The following is a 20590-nucleotide window of genomic DNA, read 5'->3' as shown; positions in this document are numbered from 1 at the left end:
GGTCAATTAATCGATGAGTCAATCAAACCGCTGGTTACTACTATAAAGTCAGCCAACCTCCAAAAACAAACCCGGCAATAAAATACCGGGTTTGTTTACTTACCAATCTCTATTAAGGGGCCTTGTAAGGCTTCCACTGCAAAATTACGGGTAGTGGCTTTTGAGATATGATACAATTTTACAAGTTTTCAACAATTTTATTCAGTTCTGTAACCGCCATCTTCCGTAACATAAACGGGAGCTGATCCCGGATTGTAAGGAACCCGTTTCAAGGCTATCCAGCAGGGAGCCCGGTTAGACCGGAGGCTGGTCAACTCGGTTATCACCGTGTTAAATTAGGTGATTCGTTTTGGTCACAACCGGCTGACAAAGCCTGATACCGCTCCCGTTTTAAGACCGAAGCGCCTGCTCATACTCCCGTTGTAATTGACGCATCCAGTCGCCGATGGGCTCGCCATCAAAGGCCTCCAACGGCAAGTTGGTTCGTCTTGCATTCTGATCAATCAAATGAGCAGATAAAACCTTGTGCCCTGTGTTCGTATACTGATTCAGGATTTCCATGTGAATTTCTATTTCATTTGCGAAAAGGCTATGCGTAAGAATCTCACCAAAGAGAGAATAAACGGAAAAGTAAAGCCACATGCGATTACTGGTTTACGATAGGCAAGCGAACACCGTCGCGCTGAAAAAGGAAATATCGTTTGATCATGGTAGTGGTCCGTTGTGGGTGACGCTTTCCATCCTCACTGGCCGGTGACCAGATTAAGAGCCAGATTATAGGAATATCACAAGAAGACCTGCCGCCCCAATTGAGGCCATTAAGATCAATAAAGCCCATAATGTGAAATCTCTAACCGTAGAATTGCGATGCAGCATAAATAGCTAGTTAAAAAAAATAGTGTAACTGGAAAGTAAAGGTATAGAGAATAACTGGAAAAGCCGGTGATTGTTAGATAATTAACAAAGGTTTAATGGAAATTAAAAATAGCTTAATAGAATACGGTTGCCAACGGATAGGGATCAACGGGGTCAAAACTTTAGAAGTCGCCCGGACCACATCGTTCAAAATCAGAACGGAGGAAGGATTGCGGAAATAGTAAAAAAACGGGAACAGGATTTGCCTGACATGAAACGGGTTTTCGGGGCTAATTCCCTGTTTGGGCGGTTTTTGACCTAAAAATAACCGCTAAAACCGTACAAACTACCGGACCAGGTTCTCAAACAACCGCTCCAGTGTTTCGGCCGCATCGTCGCACAAACCGGTATGAACGGGCGACGTCTGCACGATGGTACTGCGGTTGGCCGTGAGCCATCGAAACCGCCCGGCAATCGGCAACTGCCCAATGGTGCCGCCTTCCTGGCGACCCGCGCAGATTTTATGGAAAACCGCCAGCCTTTCCTCCAGTTCCGGCAGGTCGATCCCGTTGCAAAAGGCCCGAAGGCGGGTTTCATTCAGTCCAAAGACGGTTTTCAGAAAGCCCTGCGCCGGACAGTACAGAATGACGCCGACATTGAGGAATTCTTCGCGTTCGACGCGCGGAACGACGCGGATCACGGCGTACTCAAACAAGTGTTTTGGCATTTTGCGCTTCCTTGACAAAGAGTTCTGAGTGGGCGATCCGGGTTTCTAAAAACCGGGTGTAAATAAGCCGCTGATCCTGAGTCGATTCCGTTGCGCCTTCGTGGGTTAACCATTCGTCGGGAACCAGTGCAACGATGGATGCAATGCGTTCGGGCGTCAGAATCTGGCGGAATTCCGCATCGACGGTTTCGAGTTCGCTGGCTTTGGAGAGCAAGACATGGTCCTTCACGGCGGCAAACGGTTTGGTGGCCTGTTCTTCCCAATTCTGCCCGGAATGGTGAAAATAGAGCGATGCACCGTGGTCGATCAACCAGAGCTCCTTGTGCCAGATCAGCATATTCGTGTTGCGGGCGGTCCGGTCCACGTTCGTAATGAAGCAATCGAGCCAGACGATTTGGGAGGCTAGTTTAGGATCGACCGGATTCACCAGAGCGTCGAAGGTGATGGCGCGGGAAAGGTAGTGCAGGGCCAGATTCAGCCCTCCGCTGGCCCGGAGCAGATCCTGAATTTCTTCATCCGGTTCGGTGCGGGCCATAACCGGGTCGAGAATGGCGAACACGATTTCGGGAACCCGCAGACCGAGGGCGCGGGCAATTTCGCCGGAAATCAGTTCGGCAATGAGGGCTTTTACGCCCTGGCCCGCCCCCCGAAACTTCAGGACATACAGAAAGTCGTCGTCGGCTTCCACAATGGCCGGCAGCGAACCGCCTTCGCGCAGGGGTGTCACATACCGGGTCACATCGACCGTTCTGAGCTCAGGTTCAGAATAACGCATGGGAATGCTTACCATTTATTTAGCTCTGTCAGGCGGGCTGCTTGCTACGCCCTTGCGGAGTTTGCGGGAAATTTAGGCCATTTTTTTGAGAAAACCGGGTTGAAATCCCGAATCGTTCAACGATGACATCGGCAGGATGACCGAAAAGACTTACCTTTGCCCCAACGAACATTCTGCTCAATCCGCATGTCTGCCGAAACGACCGATCAATTACCAACCTTCGAAACGGCCCGCAAACTGGGTCTGCTTCCCGACGAATACGACCGTATTATTGCCATTTTGGGCCGCAAACCCAATTTTACCGAACTGAGTATCTTCTCGGTGATGTGGTCGGAGCACTGCTCCTATAAAAATTCAATCATCTGGCTCAAAACCTTGCCCCGCGATACGACCGGCGATGCACCGAGCCGGATGCTGGCCAAAGCGGGCGAAGAAAACGCCGGATTGGTTGATATTGGCGACGGACTGGCCTGTAGTTTCAAGATCGAGTCGCACAACCACCCCTCCGCCATTGAACCCTATCAGGGCGCAGCAACGGGCGTGGGCGGTATCAACCGCGATATTTTCACGATGGGCGCCCGGCCCATTGCCCAGTTGAACTCCCTGCGGTTTGGTAATCTGGCGCTGCCCAAAACCCGGCGGTTGCTGAAAGGCGTCGTCAAAGGCATCGGTGATTACGGCAACGCGTTCGGCATTCCAACCGTCGGTGGCGAAGTATATTTCGATGATTGTTACAATATCAATCCGCTGGTGAATGCGTTTTCGGCCGGTATTGTCGAAACCGGAAAAGTGGCTAAAGCGATTGCGTACGGCGTTGGCAACCCGGTATTTATCGTCGGGTCGGCCACAGGAAAAGACGGTATTCACGGCGCAACGTTCGCGTCGGAAGACATTTCGGACAAATCGACCGAAAAACTCCCGGCCGTTCAGGTGGGTGATCCGTTCATGGAAAAACTGCTGCTCGAAGCCACATTGGAAGTGATTGCAACGGGCTATGTGGTTGGTATTCAGGACATGGGAGCCGCCGGTATCATCTGCTCGACCTCCGAAATGAGCGCCAAAGGCGAACACGGAATGGACATCGACCTCGATAAAGTGCCGACGCGCCAGATCAATATGGAGCCGTTTGAAATCCTGCTGTCCGAGTCGCAGGAGCGGATGCTGGTGGTCATTGAAAAGGGAAAAGAAGACGTGATCCGTCAGATTTTTGATAAATGGGATTTGAATTGCGAACAGATTGGGGTTGTCACCGATACCGGTCGTCTGCACTTTCACCGCTACGGTCAATTAGTCGCCGACGTACCCGCCGACGACCTGGTGCTGGGGGGCGGTGCTCCGCAATACGAACGCGAATACCGCGAACCAGCTTATTTTCAGGAATTTAAGAAGTTTTCAATCGATAGCATTCCGGATGTCGAAACCGCTGAGGTTCGGAAAGTCGCCGAACACCTGCTTTCGCACCCCAACATTTGTTCGCGCCGGTGGGTCTACGAACAGTATGACTCGATGGTGGGAACCGCCAACCGGAGCACGAACGCACCTTCGGATGCGGCCGTTGTGAGCGTCAAAGGAACCGATAAATCCATTGTGATCACGGTCGACTGCAACAGCCGCTACGTCAATGCCGACCCCGAAGAAGGCTGCGCCATCGCCGTGGCCGAAGCCGCCCGGAATATTGTCTGCTCGGGTGGCGAACCGCTGGCGATTACCAACTGCCTGAATTTTGGAAATCCGTACGTGCCCGAAGTGTACTGGCAATTTGTGGGGGCCATCAAGGGCATGAAAAAAGCCTGCGAGCGGTTCAACACGCCGGTAACGGGTGGTAACGTCAGTTTCTACAACCAAAGCTCCGACGAAGGACCGGTATTTCCGACGCCAACGATCGGTATGCTGGGCCTGATGGAAAATCCGGACTACCGCATGACGCTCGGGTTCAGCCAGCCCGATGATCTGATCTACCTGATTGGTGAATCGAAAAACGATGTCGGTTCGTCCGAATATCTGTATTCATACCGGGGTGTCAAAGGCTCTCCGGCACCGGTGTTCGGTCTGGACGAAGAATTTACGCTACAAAGTCTGATAAAAGAAATCATCCGTGAAAAGCTGGTCGTTTCGGCACACGACATTTCCGACGGCGGTTTGTTCGTGACCCTGGCCGAATCGGCGATGGCCGGAAATGTGGGGTTTGCCATCGAAACCGACCACCGGTTCCGGAAAGATGCTTTTCTGTTCGGCGAAAGTCAAAGCCGGGTGGTGGTGTCGGTTTCGCGGAAAAAACAGGCGGAGTTCGAAGCCGCTGTTCAAAAAAGCAAGGTTCCGTTCAGCCGACTGGGTACGGTGATTGACGCTGATTTTGTGATCGATGAGGACGTCGTTTTCTCCGTGGCTGATGCGAAAGAGTTGTATGATAACGCGTTAGGAAAAAAACTGCAAGCCTGATTTTTAAATGAAAATAAAGGTGGTCTAAGTCGATTAAAAGGTTTAACATCGATACGAAAGCAGGATGGTTTCTTCGGATAAAAAAAGAATCTACACGGTGGAAGAATATCTTGCGCTGGAAGAGCGGAGCGAAATTCGGCACGAACTCTATCGGGGCGAATTGTACGCGATGGCGGGCGGTACGGTTAACCATAACCGGTTGACCAGACGTGTAGCTAATCTCTTGGAGAATCAACCTGCTTTGAAGGGCTGTGGCGTTTTCTCCGAAAATCTAAAAGTTGAAGTAGTTCGGGATGGCTATTATTGCTATCCCGACGTCGTAGTTGCCTGTCATCCATTTGATCTGCGGGGTACGAATCAAATTATTAAACAACCTCGCGTGATCGTCGAAGTATTGTCAAAATCGACTGCGCTGGCTGATCGGGGGACCAAGTGGCAACGCTATAGAAAGCTTCCTTCTCTTTGGTATTACATGCTGGTTGATCAGTATTCAGCAACGATTGAGCTATTCAGCCGCATTGAAGAAACGGATGAGTGGATTAACAGTCTCTACGAAAATGGGGATGATCTGATTGTATTACCCCGGCTGAATATGGAAATTTTCCAAAAGGATATTTATAACGGCATTGAACTACATCCTGAGGAAGAGGACGTGCAGGAAGACGCATGAGCCAACGCTATTTTATTCAACTTTCCTACCGCGGAACGGCTTACCACGGCTGGCAATTTCAGCCCAACGGCATCAGCGTTCAGGAAGTTCTCGAGCAAAAGCTGAGCATGATCCTGAAAGAACGGATCGCTATTGTGGGGAGCGGGCGGACGGACGCCGGGGTTCACGCCGAACAGCAGTTTGCTCATTTTGACAGCGAACAGCCGATTGCCCTGACGGATCTGATGATTCATGCCCTAAACTGCATGTTGCCGCCGGACATCGCCATTCAATCCATTTTTCCGGTGGATCCGGAATCCCACGCCCGGTTTTCGGCCACCACGCGCTATTATCAATACCGCATTCGGAAGCAGAAAAGTCCTTTTTTGGATTTTCTGGTCTATGTTTTCCGGCCGGAACTGGACATTGCCGCCATGAATGAAGCCGCCGGACTTCTTTTGAAACACACCGATTTTGAAAGTTTCAGCAAGGTGCGGACGAAGGTTTCACACTTCCGCTGCGTCATTCACCGGGCCGAATGGATCGTGGAAAACGATCAGCTGGTTTTTCACATCAAAGCCAACCGGTTTCTCTACGGAATGGTGCGAACGCTGGTGGGAACGATGCTGGAAATCGGGCAGGGACGAATGACAACCGCCGAATTTGAGCGGATTCTGCTGGCAAAAGACCGTCGGCAGGCTGGCCGTTCGGCCCCGGCCAGTGGGCTGTTTCTGGTCGAAGTGGGGTATCCTGCGGAAGTATTTAGGAAGAAAATGATGAATGGTGAACAATGAACGATGAATTAAGGCTAATTTAGATACAGTAATCGTTTATCGTTTATCATTTCATTTGTAAAAACGTGATCAACGAATTTCAACAAATCATTCGGGCTTACCGGAAAACCGATTTTAGTCAGCGCAAAGCCGCCCTGGCGACGGTCGTTGGCCTGAGCGGTTCGGGCTATCGGCGGCCGGGTGCCCGCATGTACATTACCGACGATGGTCAATGGATGGGGGCTATCAGTGGCGGTTGTCTGGAAGGTGACGCCCTGCGCAAAGCCCGGGAGGTGATGCAAACCCGGCAGGCGCGTCTGGTAACCTACGATACGTCGGATCCGGAAGGCGAAAATTTCGGGATTGGACTGGGCTGCAACGGCGTACTGGACGTACTGATTCAGGCGATCGACCCCAACGATCCGGAAAATCCGCTCGAAACCCTCGACCGTGTGATGCAGGACCGTCGCCCGCTGACGTTTGAAACGGCCTTGCCGGATGGCGCCGGTATTTTTGTGGAAGAACTCAAACCCGATATTCAGTTGCTGGTGTTCGGCGGTGGGTACGATGCCGTCCCGCTGGTAAAACTGGCGAAACAGATTGGCTGGCGGGTCGTCATCACCGACGATTGCGTGGCCCACCTGCAACCCCGGCGGTTTGGCGAAGCGGACGAAATGCTCGCCGTGCAGCGGGACGAAATCCGGCAGCAGATTCCGGTCGACTCCTATTCGGCGGCCGTTCTGATTTCCCATAATTTTAAATACGACCGGGCGGTTTTGCAAGAATTGCTGCAAACGGACATTCGGTACATTGGGCTCTTGGGTCCGAAAAAACGGGGGGATGCGCTGCTGGATGAGGTGGCCGATTTTGTAAAACCGGAGGATGAAAAGCGGCTTTTCTGGCCCGTCGGGCTGGATGTTGGTGCCGATAATCCGCAGGAAATTGCGCTGTCGATTTTAGCCGAAATTCAGGCGGTATTCCGTAAAACGTCGGCCCAACCGCTGAAATTCAAGAATGCGCCCATTCATCAGCCGGTATCCTCCATCAGTCTTTTAGAAAAAAACCAGTAAGGGATTAGCCCCTGCCGCGCCCTGGCTGGCACCTGTCAGGTTTCAGAAACCTGACAGGTGCCAGCCAGGGCGCGGTATCCGGAAATTTATGAACATTGCCATCATTATTTTAGCGGCTGGTACCTCGTCGCGGCTGGGAAATCAGCCCAAACAACTGATCGAGTGGGAAGGACGCACGTTGCTCCGGCGTGTGGTGGACACGGCTTTGGCGACAACGTTCCGCCCCGTTGTCGTAGTGGTGGGGGCCAATAAAGACCAGATCTCGACCGAACTGGACGGATTGCCGATTACCCTGATCGACAACCAGCACTGGCAGCAGGGTTTGTCGTCGTCGGTTAAAACCGGTCTGGCGGCTGTTTATCTGACCCGGAAAGAGATCGACGCCGTGTTGTTTCTGCTCACGGATCAACCGCATGTCGACCGGGGATTGCTGCTGCAACTGGCGCAGGTTTACGAAGAAACCGGGAAGGGCATTGTCGCGTCCAGCTACGCAAATAGTTTGGGCGTTCCGGCCCTGTTCGATCGAAAATACATCCACGAACTGCTCGGTCTGGAAGGCGATAACGGCGCAAAGTGGGTGATTAAAAACCACCCGGATGACTGCGCCGAAGTGCCTTTTGAGTCGGGCAGCATTGACCTGGACACGCGTCAGGACGTCGAGCGGTTTTTGGGGTTGTGAGTGAAGAATTTTGTAAGACACTGCCCTCGAAATGGGTTCATACTCATTGAGATAGCTTCAGGCCAAAATCATACCGTTTAGCAACAATTCGGCTGAGAATCCCAATCTGACCGCAGTGGTACATGGTGTGCTTGATGTTCCAGTCAATGGCCTCAAATTTTGTTGCTGCAATTGGATGTGGAGTGGGGGTGGGTTCGAGTGGGCGGTTTAGTTCTGCACTGGATAGGGAGGCCAGGATTTCGATCGACTTTTGTTGAATGACTTTTAGATCCCGCAACAGGGTCATCGAGTTAGTCTTTCCAACTGAAAGGATCGGGGCTGATACCGTAAAAAAGTCACTATAGTCCTTGATTGGAATCCGTTGGAGAACATCCATTTGATGCCCTCGGATGACCATTATCGCATGGAAGTAATGACTGATAATCAGATGTCCTACCTGCCAGTTGATGGTGGATTCAACGGTATCAGGAATGGTTTCCCACTTGTCGAATGGAACGGCTTCGAGGAGCTTGTTTGTCCATTCGTACGCATTTGAAGTTTGGTTGATTAAAATTTCGGTTTCTGTCATTGAAATGAAAATTTAAACTGGATTGCCCAGCGCCGTTCTACGCGCAGCACGGCATTCAGGTCCTCAAGCTGGTTAAAAATTGTTTAATCGTTACGCTTTCCCAACCGCTACAACCCCCAAAGTCAATTGTCCACCTCCTTAATCGTGGGCCTTCCATCGTCCGTCCGTTTTTCGTACGATAGCTGAAAGACCCTCAAATCCGGGCGGTATTTTCGCTTGCGTTTTAATTCATGCTGGTAAATCGTTTGTCCCAGCTGGTACAAAAACGGGTGAGCAACCGAGTCATATTCGTAGTGGTTGTCATTCAGAACCTCATCCCGGTTGACGTAAATCGTCGCCGACAGCATGAATTCGACCCGGTTTTTGAAATCAGCCACGTACGACGCATCCGTCATGAAACCGTAGGCCCAGCCCACTTTATTGAACACCCGGACGCCTTCGGGCAAACGCCGGTGCAGGCTGTCCCGGAAAAAGAACTTGACGTAACTGTCGTAATACGGGCTGGCGTCGTATTTGGGGTAATTGGTTTCGCCGGGAAACTGCGACAGGTATTGATGCAAAAAGGCATAATCGCTGTCGGTTAAATCAAACCGTTGTTTTTCCGGAACAGACTGCGGGAACAGCACTGTTTTCAGGGTTTGGTGAAAGGCTTCCAGCGGGTATTTGTTGCGGGTTGTAAAATCGAACGGTTCATTCACCAGGCTGTCGCGGGCGGTTAAATAACCCTTGCCCACCTTGTCGATTCGGCGGAAATCAAACGCATCCTGATTGTAGGCGGGCGGCTGGGCATAGAGCAACGTTCCGTCTTCGCGGATAAACCGGACGGGGTTGGTGTGGCGGTTTTCTTCGGGCGTCATCCGGACAAACCGGTGCGTGATGCGGGTGTCTTTGTAGCCTTTGGCGTGCAGCGAACGGTTGATCGTTTCCTGTCCAACAAACTCATACATCCGGCTGTAGGCGTCGTTGTCGCTCACCAGAAAGGCTTTTTTGATGAAATGAGCGATGGACGGAAAACCGCTTTCGGACGTTTCATCCCGCCATTCCCGGGTTTGTCCCCGAAAGGCGCTGTCGAATTGCATGGCCGTAAATTTCGTCACCTCCGGTTTTTTCAATCCGTTCAGTTTTTCCAGCGAAAGCAGGGCCAGCGGCAGTTTCACCGTCGAAGCCGGATTGAAGTAGTCGGTGCTGTCGACGTGAAAATAATAGTTCGTAAACGTCGGTACGTTCCGGTTATCGCGGTCGATTCGGGTGTAGATAATTTGCAGCCGATAGGTTTCGGGATGCCGGATCACCTCCTGAAAAACCGGGTTCTGGTTACCGGAAAAAAGCGTAGTCAGAAATGCATCGGTTCGGGCCTGACCGTGTGCCGCCGATACCAGCCAGCTGGCGGCTAGAAATCCAAAAAGCTTGTTCATGAAGAGAAGAAAGAATAAAGAGGTGAGAATAAAGAAAAATCGCCTAACAGGCAAACAACAAACTCTCTTCTCTTTATTCTAACGTCTCTCTTCTTAAAAATCAACCCGGTAATAAAAAACCGGTAGAAAGCCCAACTGATATTCCCGCTTGATGAACGTGCCGTCGGGTTGCGGGGCATAACTCAGCGTCAGAATGTTTTGAATGCCCAGCACATTGACAAAATCAACGGCAATTGTGTGGGTTAGCCGGGTGCGGTTTAGCTTGTAGTCGACTTTTAGATCGAACCGGCGGTAGTCCGGAAACTGGAGCGTGTTGCGGTTGGCGCTCTGGTAAACAATCTCCTGCGCGGCTTTCGATGCGGCCTCATCCACCAGCCCATACCAGCGACCGCCGATGGCCGTAACTTTCGCGCCCACGTTCAGGCTGTTTCTGCCGAAGGAAAACTCTTTCGCAAAAACCGCATTGAAGGCGTATTTGCCGTTGAAATCCGTATTACGCAACACGCCATCGGAGCCTTTGTATTTGGCATCGAAAAGCGAACCCGTCACCAGAAAATAATAACCATCGCTGAAAAATTTTTCCAGCGTCAGTTCGGCCCCGTAATTCCGCCCCGTTCCCCGGTTGACCAGTTTGCCCGGAAAGATTCGGGTAAAACCGGCACCGGTATTCAGGATTGAAAACGAACTGCGTTGTTCTTCAATCGGCACCTCGAACAAGCGCTGGTAATACGCTTCCACTTTTAAACGCAGGTTGCGGCCCAGCAGCCGGTCGTACGACGTCACGTAATGCCAGCTTTTGGTCAGCCCCACATCCGAATTCAGATACTGCCGGTTTTTTTCCAGATCGGTTCCGTAGAAATAGGTGTAAGTCGGCTGAATCTGACTGTGTAAACCGGCCGCCAGACTGATTTTCTGGCGGTTGGGCAAATCCCAGGCCAGCCCAAGGCGGGGTTCGGCGGGCGAGTAACTGTTCTTGTTGAGCGAAAAATACAGGCTCGTCAGACCCGCACTCAACGTCAGCCGATCCGCCAGATTGACCCGCCACTGGACGTACGGTTGGAGCAACAAGGCCGATTGGCGCGAATCCCAGCGGGTTTGCCACGCGCCCAACTGGGTCGGAGCGTTGGGAATAGGCGTTACCGTTCGGGCACTGTCGATAAAGTTGAAGGAGTACAAATCGCCAATTAATCCGGCTTTTAACGTGCTGCGTGCACTGAATTTATGCGTCAGCGATGGGGCCAGCGACGTCCTGGTTTCGGAAAAACGGTAATCCAGAATGGGAGCCTGGCCGGTGATTTTATACCGGTTATTTTCCACCACCGGCAAACCGTCGGCGCCGTTCTGAAAGAAAAGATAATTGTGGTACGCATCCTGAACATTGCCCGATTCGGCCAGCGTAGCCCGGATAAACGTTTTCGGATTGAGGGCTTTCTCAAACGTGAGACCCACAACGCCCATGCGAGCCGTATAATACTGGTCGCGGTCGTTTTGACCGAAAATATTGCGATCCGTCACTTCCTGTTCGCTGATTAGCAAGTCGATCGTGCTGGTCCCACCAAATCCCCAGATCGCCAGTTTTGCGTTGTTTTTGAGGGGAAAGTTCAACCGGAATGAAGCATCCTGATAGCGGGGAAGCGCCTGCGTGCCGATGTCGATACCGGCTTTTTTGAAAAGCCAGAGATTGGCGTAGCGATACGTTACGAAATACGACGAGCCGCTTTTTCGGGAGAGCGGCCCTTCCAGGGCTGCTTCCGTGCCCAAAAAACCGAATTGCAGGGTCCGCTGGTGTTTTTCGTTGTTGCCGTTGCGCAACCGCAGATCGAAGACGCCGGCAATACCGTTGCCGTATTCGGCCGGGAACGCGCCGGTGAAAAAGTCTGAATTGGCCAGCATTTTGTTGCTGATGATGCTCACCGATCCGCCCGTCGTTCCGGCAATGGCAAAGTGATTGGGGTTTGGAACGCTGATGCCCTCGACCCGCCAGAGGACGCCACCGGGCGAGTTGCCGCGGATGACGATGTCGTTGCGCGAATCGTCGGCGCCCTGCACGCCCGCGAAATTGGAGGCCATGCGGGCGGGCTCGCCCCGGCTTCCGGCGTAGCGATCGGCCTCATCGACGGTAAATTGACGGGCCGAAACCAGCGCCATTTCGTTGCGGGCGTCGCCGGTCCGTTGGGCTTTGACGGTAACGCCGGCGAGTTCTGTAACCGCTTCTTCCAGGTCGACGTCGAGGATGGTTTCACGGCCTGCATCGACGATGATGTTGTTCAACAGCGCTTCCTTGTAACCAATCCGGCTGATTCGGATGGTCCGGCGTCCCACCGGAACGTTGGACAGGCGGTAACGGCCCACGGAATCCGTGAGGGTGCCGACGCCGGGAGTAGACGGAAGGTTCGTAATCTGAATGGTGACGTTGGCTAGGGGATACTTTGATTCGTGGTCGGAAATCCGGCCACGGATAATCTGGGTTAAAACGGGTTGGGCTTGGGTTGAAAAAAAACTAACGCAGAAAAGCAGCGAATAAATGGATTTCATAATTCAGGCCTTTATCTCAGGGTGCTTGACGGATTGAAGCGCTAAAAAAGAGCGGGGAGTAGTGAGAAAACCAGTAATCCAAGAACCGTTCCCAACAACGTCCGTCGAAAGCGCCGTCCTTCCCGTTTGCGTTCGTTGGGGTTCATTTCTTTGTACGGTTTCATATTTTTGGTAAATGCCCGGCCCAGAAAATAAAAACCGCCCGCTAAAATTCCGGTTCCCAACAAAAGAACCATGACGCCAAGCAACCCTTGCTCAGCACAAATTAAGTTGCAGGCTAACCGGCTGGACAAACCGAACAGGAAAAAACTGGCCAGAAACAGTAAAAAGTAGCCAATTTTCGTTCCGGTATGCGAGTCTTCTGCCGAAGAGGATACCGCGGTCTGGCTCAAGGGCTGGCTGGTAGTTAACGAATCTTTTTCACTGGTGGCTCCGTCAGACCGGAACCCTTCGCTGGTGACGCTACCGGATGGTTCCGGATGCAATACCGCCCGCCCACTCATGCCACCGGCTACGATAAAAGCCAGGAAATTGATCAGGAACAACAGCGAATAACTATTTTTTTGGAACCGGAAACGCCGGGTCGAGACCAGATCCGGCAACCGAATGGCGATGTAGTGGCGGAACAACACCCGAAACAAAACCAATCCGGCCAGCAAAAAGGACAGATACCAGCCGGGTTGGTCGGCCAGGAGCGAACTGCCAAGTAGCAGGCCGATGGCTACATTACAACATTCAGACAGGATGATCACCCCGGCTGCGACTTTCGGATGGCGACTGGCGAAAGCCGCAACGGCATAGGTAAGCATAAGGGGGAATCAGGTTTTGGACGGATTCGGGCAACGTTGGCGGCAAAATGAGTTGTCGAAGGGTCAAGTTTACTATTATTTCGGTACCATTCGGATAAAAGGAGGCTCCGATTTACTAAGCGGTCAAAAACGCGCCGGAATTGGTCGGCCCTTAAAAAGCGAAGGCCCGGCATGATGCCGGGCCTTCAAACCAGAGAATAAGGAGTGCCTGATTCGTTACAATAACCGCTTGATCAGTTGGTCGACCGTGATTCCTTCGGCTTCGGCTTTGAAGTTCCGGACAATGCGGTGACGGATGATGGGGTAGGCGACGGCCCGGACGTCTTCAATATCCGGTGAGTATTTTCCGTTCAACAAGGCGTTGCATTTGGCGGCCAGAATCAAAGCCTGTGAGGCCCGCGGACCAGCGCCCCATTCCAGATACGTATTGGCATCAGGAGACGCCATTTCGGTATTCGGGCGGGTTTTATGAACCAGTTTTACGGCGTATTCAACCACATTGTCGACCACCGGAACCCGACGAACCAGGTGCTGGAACGTCAGAAGATCTTCACCCGACAATACCTTTTGAACCTGGTATTTCTGGTCGCTGGTTGTTGATTTAACAATGTCCAGTTCCGATTGATACGAGGGGTAGTCGAGAAAAACGTTGAACATAAACCGGTCCAGCTGCGCTTCCGGCAGGGGATACGTCCCTTCCTGTTCGATTGGGTTCTGAGTGGCCAGAACGAAAAAGGGCCGGTCGAGCGGGTATTTCTGTCCGGCAATCGTCACGGCGTATTCCTGCATGGCTTCCAGAAGTGCCGACTGGGTTTTGGGCGGAGTCCGGTTTATCTCATCGGCCAGAATGATATTGGCAAAAACCGGGCCTTTGATAAATTTAAACCGGCGTTCCTGATCCAGTGTTTCGGAGCCCAGGATATCCGACGGCATCAGGTCGGGCGTAAACTGAATCCGGTTGAAGCTCAGATCGAGCGCGCCCGCGATGGTCTGGATCAGCAGCGTTTTGGCCAGCCCCGGCACCCCGACCAGCAGACAGTGTCCCTGGCAAAAAATGGCCGTAAGCAACAGTCGTACGGTTTCTTCCTGACCGATAACTACTTTCGAAATCTCACTTGTCAATCTTTTATACGCTTCATTCAGCGCTTCAGCAGCCGCAACGTCAGAATTATACTGTACCACAAGCAGAAGAGTTAAGAGTTATGAGTTAAGAATGAAGAGTTAAGAGTGAAGAGTGAAATGCATCAGCCAACTCTTCACTCTTAACTCTTTTAGGGGCCTTCGGTTTTTTGGGTGCCTAAAATATGGCAACTTTGGTATTCGGGATCGACGTTGATGTAGACGTCGCTAACCGCTTTTTTAAACCAGGCATCGATGGCGGTATTCTTCTTATTCACCATGACGATGTTGGCGATTTTCTCATAATCGTCTTTCAAACTAGCGGTATGGGGAGCCACTTTTCGTTTGTAGTACAGCAGCCGTACGGCACTTTTACCGTCTTCGAGTCGATAATCCATCGGCGGACTGATACTGCCCACTTTCATGCTGTCCAGCGTCATAAATAACGTGTAATCCATGTTCTGATCGTGGGGCAGCAGGGTGCTGTTCGATTGCTGATCCCGGATCACACCGCCCGCGTCGGCCGTTACTTTGTCTTCCGAAAAGTCTTTGGCCGCTTTTTCAAATTTGATACTGTCGGCAACAATCAGGGTTCGCAGACTATCTAAAAACCGGCGCGGCTCGGTCAGATCCAGCCGGTTGTAGTCGGGGCGGAGCAGGATGTGCCGGGCATGGTATTCGGCCCCCCGAACTTCGATGAGCTGGATCAGGTGAAGGCCAAATTCCGATTCGACGATGTCGGACATTTCATTGGGCTTCAGCTTCAGAGCGGCCCCTTCAAATTCGGCCACCATTGCACCACGTTTGGCAAAACCCAGATCCCCGCCTTTGGGTGCCGAACCCACATCCTCGGAGAATTCAGTGGCTAATTTGGCAAAATCTTCGCCTTTTTCAACGCGCTCTCGCAAGGCCAGCAACCGTTTTTTCAGCTCTTCTTTCTGTTCTTTGGTCACCTTCGCCAACCGGACAATATGCCCGATTTCGACTTCAGCGGGAATATAAGGCAAACTGTCTTTGGGAATGGCGTTGAAAAATTTCCGGACTTCGTTCGGGCTTACCTTCACATCGTCGGTAATTTTGGTCTGCATCCGTTGCCCCAGCATCTGTTCTTTTACTTCAGTCCGCAGTTCGCTTTTCAACGATTCGATGCTCTTGCCATAGGCTTCAACCAGGTTTTTTTCTGAACCAAATTGCTGAATCATGTACGACATCCGTCCGTCCATCTGGTTTTCAATCAGCTTGTCATCGACGGTTACGGAGTCGATTTCGGCCTTGGCTAACAACACTTTCTGAACGACGAGACTTTCCAGAAGCTGGCAATCGGCCGGGGCCTTTTGATTTTGCTGGACATACGACTGGCGAGCTTGCTCAAGGTCAGACTTGAGCACGTAATAGTTATCGATTTTTGCAATAATCTTATTTAAACTGACTCCTTTTCCCTGCGAAAAGGTTGGAGACGATACCAGAGCCAGCAGCGCCGTCAGGATAAAGTAGGAGAGAATGGTTGATTTCATTAATGAATTTTATTCAGGTTTATTAGCCAATAATACGTATTTCGGCACGATTTATTGATATGCCCACCTACGGAATCTGTTAAATGATGTTAATAACCGGACTATTTGGCCAGCTTGCGTACTTCTTCTTCGTTCATCTGAACCGGGTATTGTTGCTTTAACCGGTCGAGCCACTGCTTTTCCAGAATCGCCTGGTAGTCGTTGATAACCGCACCACGGGCTTCTTCAAAGGTTTTGATGCGCGGAGGCTCAACCTGGTCGATTTTGACCAGCGCTACTTTGCCGTCACGCCGGATCGTTGTCGTTCCCGGTTGCCAGTCTACGGCATCGAGGTAGGCGTTTGTTCCCTTGGCAAAAACGCCCTCCGTCAATTTGACCGCTCCCGGTTCTTTGGCATTCAAAATCTTCTCAACATCTTTTTTAGACGTCGAAAACAGCTGAAAAGTCACGCGCCGGGCCTTGTCATTCTTTCCCGTACCGGTGGTAATACCGGGTCGGAATTTGCCGTAATCTTTTTCCATAATCCGGACAATCGGAATGCGGTTGGCCGTCAGAAAATTAACCACCGTACGAATCCGGCTGGCCGAAACCGTATCCCGTTCGGTGGCATCCGCTGATCCGGAAACTTCAACCAGATAATCCGTATTCTTAATCAGTAACACCAATAAATCGAACAGGGTTTCCCGCTGCTTGGGGCTTAGCGCACTTTGATTCACCCCGTAATTCAGTTCTTCGACCGACCGCCGGAGTTGATACGGACTTTTCGCCAGCATTTCGGATGCCTGTTTCAGCGTTTCATCGTTCGGAACCACCAGAATGGAGGCAGCGGCCCGCTGCTCGTAGCGGTATTTCTCTTTATGGGCTTCGTAATAACTCCGCTGACCGAGCGAATCCGTAAGGGATTTTTCCCAGACGTTGGCTTCCATCACCTGCGACAGCAGGACCCCGTCGCGGATGTCGTTCATCAAAGACCGAAATTCCGGGTATTTTTTTTCCAAACCGTCTTCTTCCTGTTCAATGACTTTATCGTCGACAAACCGCCGGAAAAGCCGTTCCATCTGAACCTTGGCCGAAGACGTCGGGTCCCGGCGGGGTTGCTGACGGCGAACGACGGTTTCCAGAAATTCATTGGCGGTATACGGCTGTTTGTTCACCAGCACGATCGGTTTTTTTTCAATGGCAGGGTCCAGCGTTGCCGGAAGTTTCCACTTGCCCAGCAATAAACTGCTATCGGCCATCGCCAGGGTTTTCGCCAGTATGTCGGGCGATTCGGTAACGGTGTAGGTTTGCCGAAGCCGTTGAACCAGCGCATTCCGGACAAGGTCCGCCCGCGTGTCCGTTACCACCTTTTGTCGGAGGGCTGCGGCCATGGATTCAAACGATTCCAGCGGTTGCCGTTCAATCAGTCGCACAATGTGCCAGCCGTAATTCGTTTGAAACGGTTTCGAAAAACTGCCGGGTTGCGCCAGACTGTAGGCCGCGTCCTCGAACGGCTGAACCATCTGGCCAACGCCAAAGACGGGCAAAATCCCGCCGGTGTTGCGCGATTCGCGATCGTCGGAAAATTCCTTGACCAGCATATCAAAAGGTTCGCCTTTTTCCAGACGGCTATACGCTTCGTCGATCCGGGCTTTGGCGGCTCGCTGACCTTCATCTCCACCCCCTGAAACGGCGGCACTGGGGCTTATCCGCACCAGAATGTGAGCGACGCGAACTTTGCCCCGACTGGGCCGTTTGTCGAGCACTTTCACCAGATGATAGCCCGACCGGGAACGTACCGGCATGGAAACGCTGCCCACCGGTGTTGTATAAGCCGCGGTTTCGATCGGATAAACCACTTGAAAAGCCGTTAGATACCCGAGGTTGCCGCCATTGGTTGCCGCCGTTGGGTCTTTCGAATACTGCCGGGCTGCCGTCGAGAAATCCGTTCCGGCCAGCACTTGTTTCCGCACATCGAGGGCTGTTTGGTAAGCCGCCAGCGTGTCGGCCGGGGCGGCATCTTCCGCAACAGCAAACAGGATGTGCGACACATTCACTTCTTCCTTCAACCGTTCGTAGGCTTCGGCTGTCAGGTGCTCTATGACCTCTTTATTATTGAGATAGGATTGCGCCAGTTGTTTGCGGTACATGGCGATCTCTTCCCGAAAACCCTCCGTAGTATCACGCCCTTCCTGCTCGGCGGCCAGCACTTTGAGCTTCAGATTGGTGTATAAATCGATGTACTCCCGCAGATCGGTTCGGCGGGACGAATCGCCGTTGATTTGGTTTTTAGTAAAGGACTGAAAAAACTCGTCGGTGGTAAAGGACTTGTTGCCCAGTTTGAGAATCACCGGTTCGGGCGATTTGGTGGCAACGGGCGCTGACGATTTACAGCCTGCCAGCAAACCGCAGAGCAGTACGATGCCGGGTACTTTTTTTGAAATACGGATTGAGGTCAAAACAGGTATAAATTGCGGTGAATAGTTTTCTAGGCAGTCAAGGCACATAATCTCAGCGATAAACGAGATCGCAGTATCAACAAATGGCTACGTTTTTAACGACCGGGAGCGGGCTTTATTTTCATTCGTTTTAGCTGAATGTCATACTCGACCTCATATTCAAACGAATCGCGCAGGTGACGACCCGAAAACCGGGCGGGCACGTGTACGACCGACTCTTTCTTTTTAGGATCCTGGCTGGTGTCGCGCAATTCGACGCTGCTTTGCCCCAGAATATCATCTTTATCCAGCCGATCGGTCAACTGAATGCCCATGCCCGCAGCCGCCAGAGCGGTAGTGACGTACTTCAGGGGCGTCAGTAAGTCGGCGCCTATCTCGAAAAAACCGACGGGGACCTGAATCCAGCCGTTGATGTCCCGAATGCGCTTGATGAATTGCTGGGCCTCCGTATAATCATCGACTTCAATCAAGAGTAAGGAAGCCACGACCTTGCCGCCTTTCGGAATAGCTAATTGCACAGTGGCCTGATTATCAAACGATAAAGTGGCTCCTTTCTTCACCTTTTCAACTCCCCACGCACTGGAGGCAACCCCCACCAGGCGGTTTTTGCTATCGAACGCGGTGAGTGACCAGGTCATCATCAGTTCGTCTTTCCGGCTGATGGTTTCTTCCAGATTGACGGCTTTGAGGCTGTTGAGTCTCATCTCGGCCGTAAGGGGTTTCTGGCTTGAACAGGCCGACACCAGCAGGGCACACAACAAACAGGAAACTAATTTCATAGCGATTGATCGGGTAATTCCTCAATGACCGACGTGCCTTCCGAGCCGTCGCCGTTGGTCCATTGCCAGCGTTCGTGCAGCCGGATGCGGCCATCCGGCAGCCTTTCCGGCGTCGAATGACAAACGCCGGTGCGGAACTCACCCGCGGTATTCAAATGCTGATAGACCATATCCAGTTCTCCGCTGCTCCGCACTTTAGCGATCAGAAAACCTTTCACCACCGATCCTCCGCGGTATTCGGCCCAAACCACTTCGCCCTCCTGATGGTACCAGAACGTGGTCGCGGCACTTACCTCGCCGTTGTCGGTATTGGAAACGGAAGCGAAAATTTTCTTGTCGTACAGCATCAGTCAATAGCGGGTTCCTGCTGGCTCAGGCAATGGAAGGCGCCCAGGCCCCAGACAATTTCGGTGGCATCGATGCCGACCACCTTCCGATCCGGGAAACACCCTTCCAGAATGTCGATGGCGGCCTGGTCTTTAGCGCACCGAAAAGTGGGTACAATAACCGAACCATTCGTAATGTAAAAATTGGCATAGGAGGCTGGCAACCGCAGGTCTTCACTAAAAACCGGGTCTGGCATGGGCAATTCAATGATCGTGAGTTGCTTGCCGTTTAGAAGACGCATCGCCTTCACGTCCCGGTGGATTTCCTGCAGGAAGAGGTAATTGTCGTCGTTGGGATTGGTTTCGGTCGCCACCACCACCGTATCGGCATTGACAAACCGGACGGTATCGTCGATGTGTCCGTCGGTATCGTCACCCACAATGCCTTCTTCGACCCACAGAACCTGTTGAACACCGTAGTAGTCGCAGAGGTAGTGTTCAACCTGGGCTTGCGTAAGGTGCGAATTGCGGTTTTGATTGAGCAGACACGCCCGGCTGGTCAGAACGGTACCTTTGCCGTTAAACTCGACCGCACCGCCTTCCATGATAATGCCGGGGTTGACATATTGCAAATGCCGGTAATGGGCAATTTCGACCGGAATCAAGCCATCGCGTTCGTAGGGTGGATACTTACCGCCCCAGGCGTTGTATTCCCAGTTGACGATAATTTTTTCCCCCGATGCCGGGTTGATCAGAAAAGCAGGGCCGTGGTCGCGGCACCAGGAATCGTTGGTGGGGTGGGGCAGAAGCGTCACTTTTGACAGATCGATACCGGCCATCAATAACCGCATCTTGGCGGTCTGGATAACGGTTTCGTTGTGGGCATTGATGCATACCTGCTCGCTCTCGCTGATGGTTCGAATAAACTCCAGGTAAGCCGGAAACATCAATTCCTGCCGCTCGTTCGACCACGACGCTTCGGTATGCGGCCAACTGAGCCAGGTCGCGACGTGCGGGTGCCATTCGGCGGGAAAGAAAAAACCGTTCTGAGCCGGAATAAAAGGAGTGTTTGTCGAATGATGTTGGGATTGTATATTCATGCAATTTTTGCTATCACACC

18 protein-coding genes are annotated in these 20590 nt (G+C 52.1%); 5 read left to right on the top strand and 13 right to left on the bottom strand.

From position 1 onward, the window contains the following. Window positions 1-390: 390 nt before the first annotated feature. The 3 genes from EHT87_RS08535 to EHT87_RS08525 all read right to left on the bottom strand — a co-directional run bounded on the left by EHT87_RS08535 (window position 391) and on the right by EHT87_RS08525 (window position 2357). Window positions 391-642: a hypothetical protein gene (locus EHT87_RS08535; protein WP_124905770.1), complete on the bottom strand. Its 252-nt coding sequence runs from the start codon at window positions 640-642 to the stop codon at window positions 391-393. 559 nt (window positions 643-1201) lie between these two features. Next, the gene (locus tag EHT87_RS08530) at window positions 1202-1582 is read right to left on the bottom strand and encodes a DUF3037 domain-containing protein (protein WP_124905768.1); all 381 of its coding nucleotides are present in this window, start codon (window positions 1580-1582) and stop codon (window positions 1202-1204) included. Then, window positions 1563-2357, bottom strand: coding sequence for a HipA family kinase (locus tag EHT87_RS08525; protein WP_124905766.1), 795 nt, complete (start codon window positions 2355-2357; stop codon window positions 1563-1565). The genes EHT87_RS08530 and EHT87_RS08525 overlap by 20 nt, the downstream gene beginning before the upstream one ends. A 186-nt stretch (window positions 2358-2543) precedes the next feature. On the opposite strand from EHT87_RS08525, the gene purL reads away from it, so the two are divergent. The 5 genes from purL (at window position 2544) to EHT87_RS08500 (ending at window position 7967) form a co-directional block, all read left to right on the top strand. Next, entirely contained in the window at window positions 2544-4796 is a 2253-nt protein-coding gene (gene purL / locus EHT87_RS08520) for a phosphoribosylformylglycinamidine synthase subunit PurL (protein WP_124905764.1), read from the top strand. A 64-nt stretch (window positions 4797-4860) separates the two neighbouring features. Further along, entirely contained in the window at window positions 4861-5466 is a 606-nt protein-coding gene (locus tag EHT87_RS08515) for a Uma2 family endonuclease (RefSeq protein WP_124905762.1), read from the top strand. Next, window positions 5463-6239: a tRNA pseudouridine(38-40) synthase TruA gene (gene truA, locus EHT87_RS08510; protein WP_124905760.1), complete on the top strand. Its 777-nt coding sequence runs from the start codon at window positions 5463-5465 to the stop codon at window positions 6237-6239. Before EHT87_RS08515 ends, truA begins: the two co-directional genes overlap by 4 nt. Before the next feature lie 65 nt (window positions 6240-6304). Beyond that, window positions 6305-7288, top strand: a complete 984-nt coding sequence (locus EHT87_RS08505) for an XdhC family protein (RefSeq protein ID WP_229320901.1) — start codon at window positions 6305-6307, stop codon at window positions 7286-7288. An 88-nt stretch (window positions 7289-7376) separates the two neighbouring features. Further along, entirely contained in the window at window positions 7377-7967 is a 591-nt protein-coding gene (locus EHT87_RS08500) for a nucleotidyltransferase family protein (protein WP_124905756.1), read from the top strand. Window positions 7968-8010: 43 nt separating this feature from the next. Here the strand turns inward: EHT87_RS08500 and EHT87_RS08495 are convergent, their stop codons facing one another. The 10 genes from EHT87_RS08495 to EHT87_RS08450 all read right to left on the bottom strand — a co-directional run bounded on the left by EHT87_RS08495 (window position 8011) and on the right by EHT87_RS08450 (window position 20570). After that, window positions 8011-8535 carry a DinB family protein gene (locus tag EHT87_RS08495; RefSeq protein WP_124905754.1) on the bottom strand — a complete coding sequence of 175 codons (525 nt, stop codon included), beginning with the start codon at window positions 8533-8535 and terminating at the stop codon, window positions 8011-8013. A gap of 122 nt (window positions 8536-8657) precedes the next feature. Then, a complete protein-coding gene (locus EHT87_RS08490; RefSeq protein WP_124905752.1) occupies window positions 8658-9950 on the bottom strand; it encodes a serine hydrolase in 1293 nt (430 codons plus the stop codon). Between the two features lie 93 nt (window positions 9951-10043). Further along, the gene (locus EHT87_RS08485) at window positions 10044-12485 is read right to left on the bottom strand and encodes a TonB-dependent receptor (RefSeq protein WP_124905750.1); all 2442 of its coding nucleotides are present in this window, start codon (window positions 12483-12485) and stop codon (window positions 10044-10046) included. A 41-nt stretch (window positions 12486-12526) separates the two neighbouring features. Further along, the gene (locus EHT87_RS08480) at window positions 12527-13294 is read right to left on the bottom strand and encodes a hypothetical protein (RefSeq protein WP_124905748.1); all 768 of its coding nucleotides are present in this window, start codon (window positions 13292-13294) and stop codon (window positions 12527-12529) included. Window positions 13295-13510: 216 nt separating this feature from the next. Continuing rightward, on the bottom strand, window positions 13511-14476 hold the full coding sequence (locus EHT87_RS08475) for an AAA family ATPase (RefSeq protein ID WP_124905746.1): 966 nt from the start codon (window positions 14474-14476) through the stop codon (window positions 13511-13513). Window positions 14477-14565: 89 nt separating this feature from the next. After that, window positions 14566-15927 carry a peptidylprolyl isomerase gene (locus EHT87_RS08470; RefSeq protein ID WP_124905744.1) on the bottom strand — a complete coding sequence of 454 codons (1362 nt, stop codon included), beginning with the start codon at window positions 15925-15927 and terminating at the stop codon, window positions 14566-14568. Between the two features lie 101 nt (window positions 15928-16028). Then, window positions 16029-18365 (bottom strand): peptidylprolyl isomerase, encoded by a 2337-nt coding sequence (locus tag EHT87_RS08465; RefSeq protein WP_229320899.1) that lies wholly within the window; start codon window positions 18363-18365, stop codon window positions 16029-16031. A gap of 95 nt (window positions 18366-18460) precedes the next feature. Next, window positions 18461-19144, bottom strand: a complete 684-nt coding sequence (locus tag EHT87_RS08460) for a hypothetical protein (protein ID WP_124905740.1) — start codon at window positions 19142-19144, stop codon at window positions 18461-18463. Beyond that, window positions 19141-19491 carry an avidin-fold protein gene (locus tag EHT87_RS08455; RefSeq protein WP_124905738.1) on the bottom strand — a complete coding sequence of 117 codons (351 nt, stop codon included), beginning with the start codon at window positions 19489-19491 and terminating at the stop codon, window positions 19141-19143. Before EHT87_RS08455 ends, EHT87_RS08460 begins: the two co-directional genes overlap by 4 nt. Further along, window positions 19491-20570, bottom strand: a complete 1080-nt coding sequence (locus EHT87_RS08450; RefSeq protein WP_124905736.1) for an agmatine deiminase family protein — start codon at window positions 20568-20570, stop codon at window positions 19491-19493. The genes EHT87_RS08455 and EHT87_RS08450 overlap by 1 nt, the downstream gene beginning before the upstream one ends. Window positions 20571-20590 lie beyond the last annotated feature (20 nt).

Origin of the sequence: Larkinella knui, assembly GCF_003858645.1 — a bacterium.
GTDB classification, from domain to species: Bacteria; Bacteroidota; Bacteroidia; order Cytophagales; family Spirosomataceae; genus Larkinella; species Larkinella knui.
Note: the sequence above shows the minus strand (reverse complement) of the source record. Positions and strands in the feature narration are given on the sequence as shown.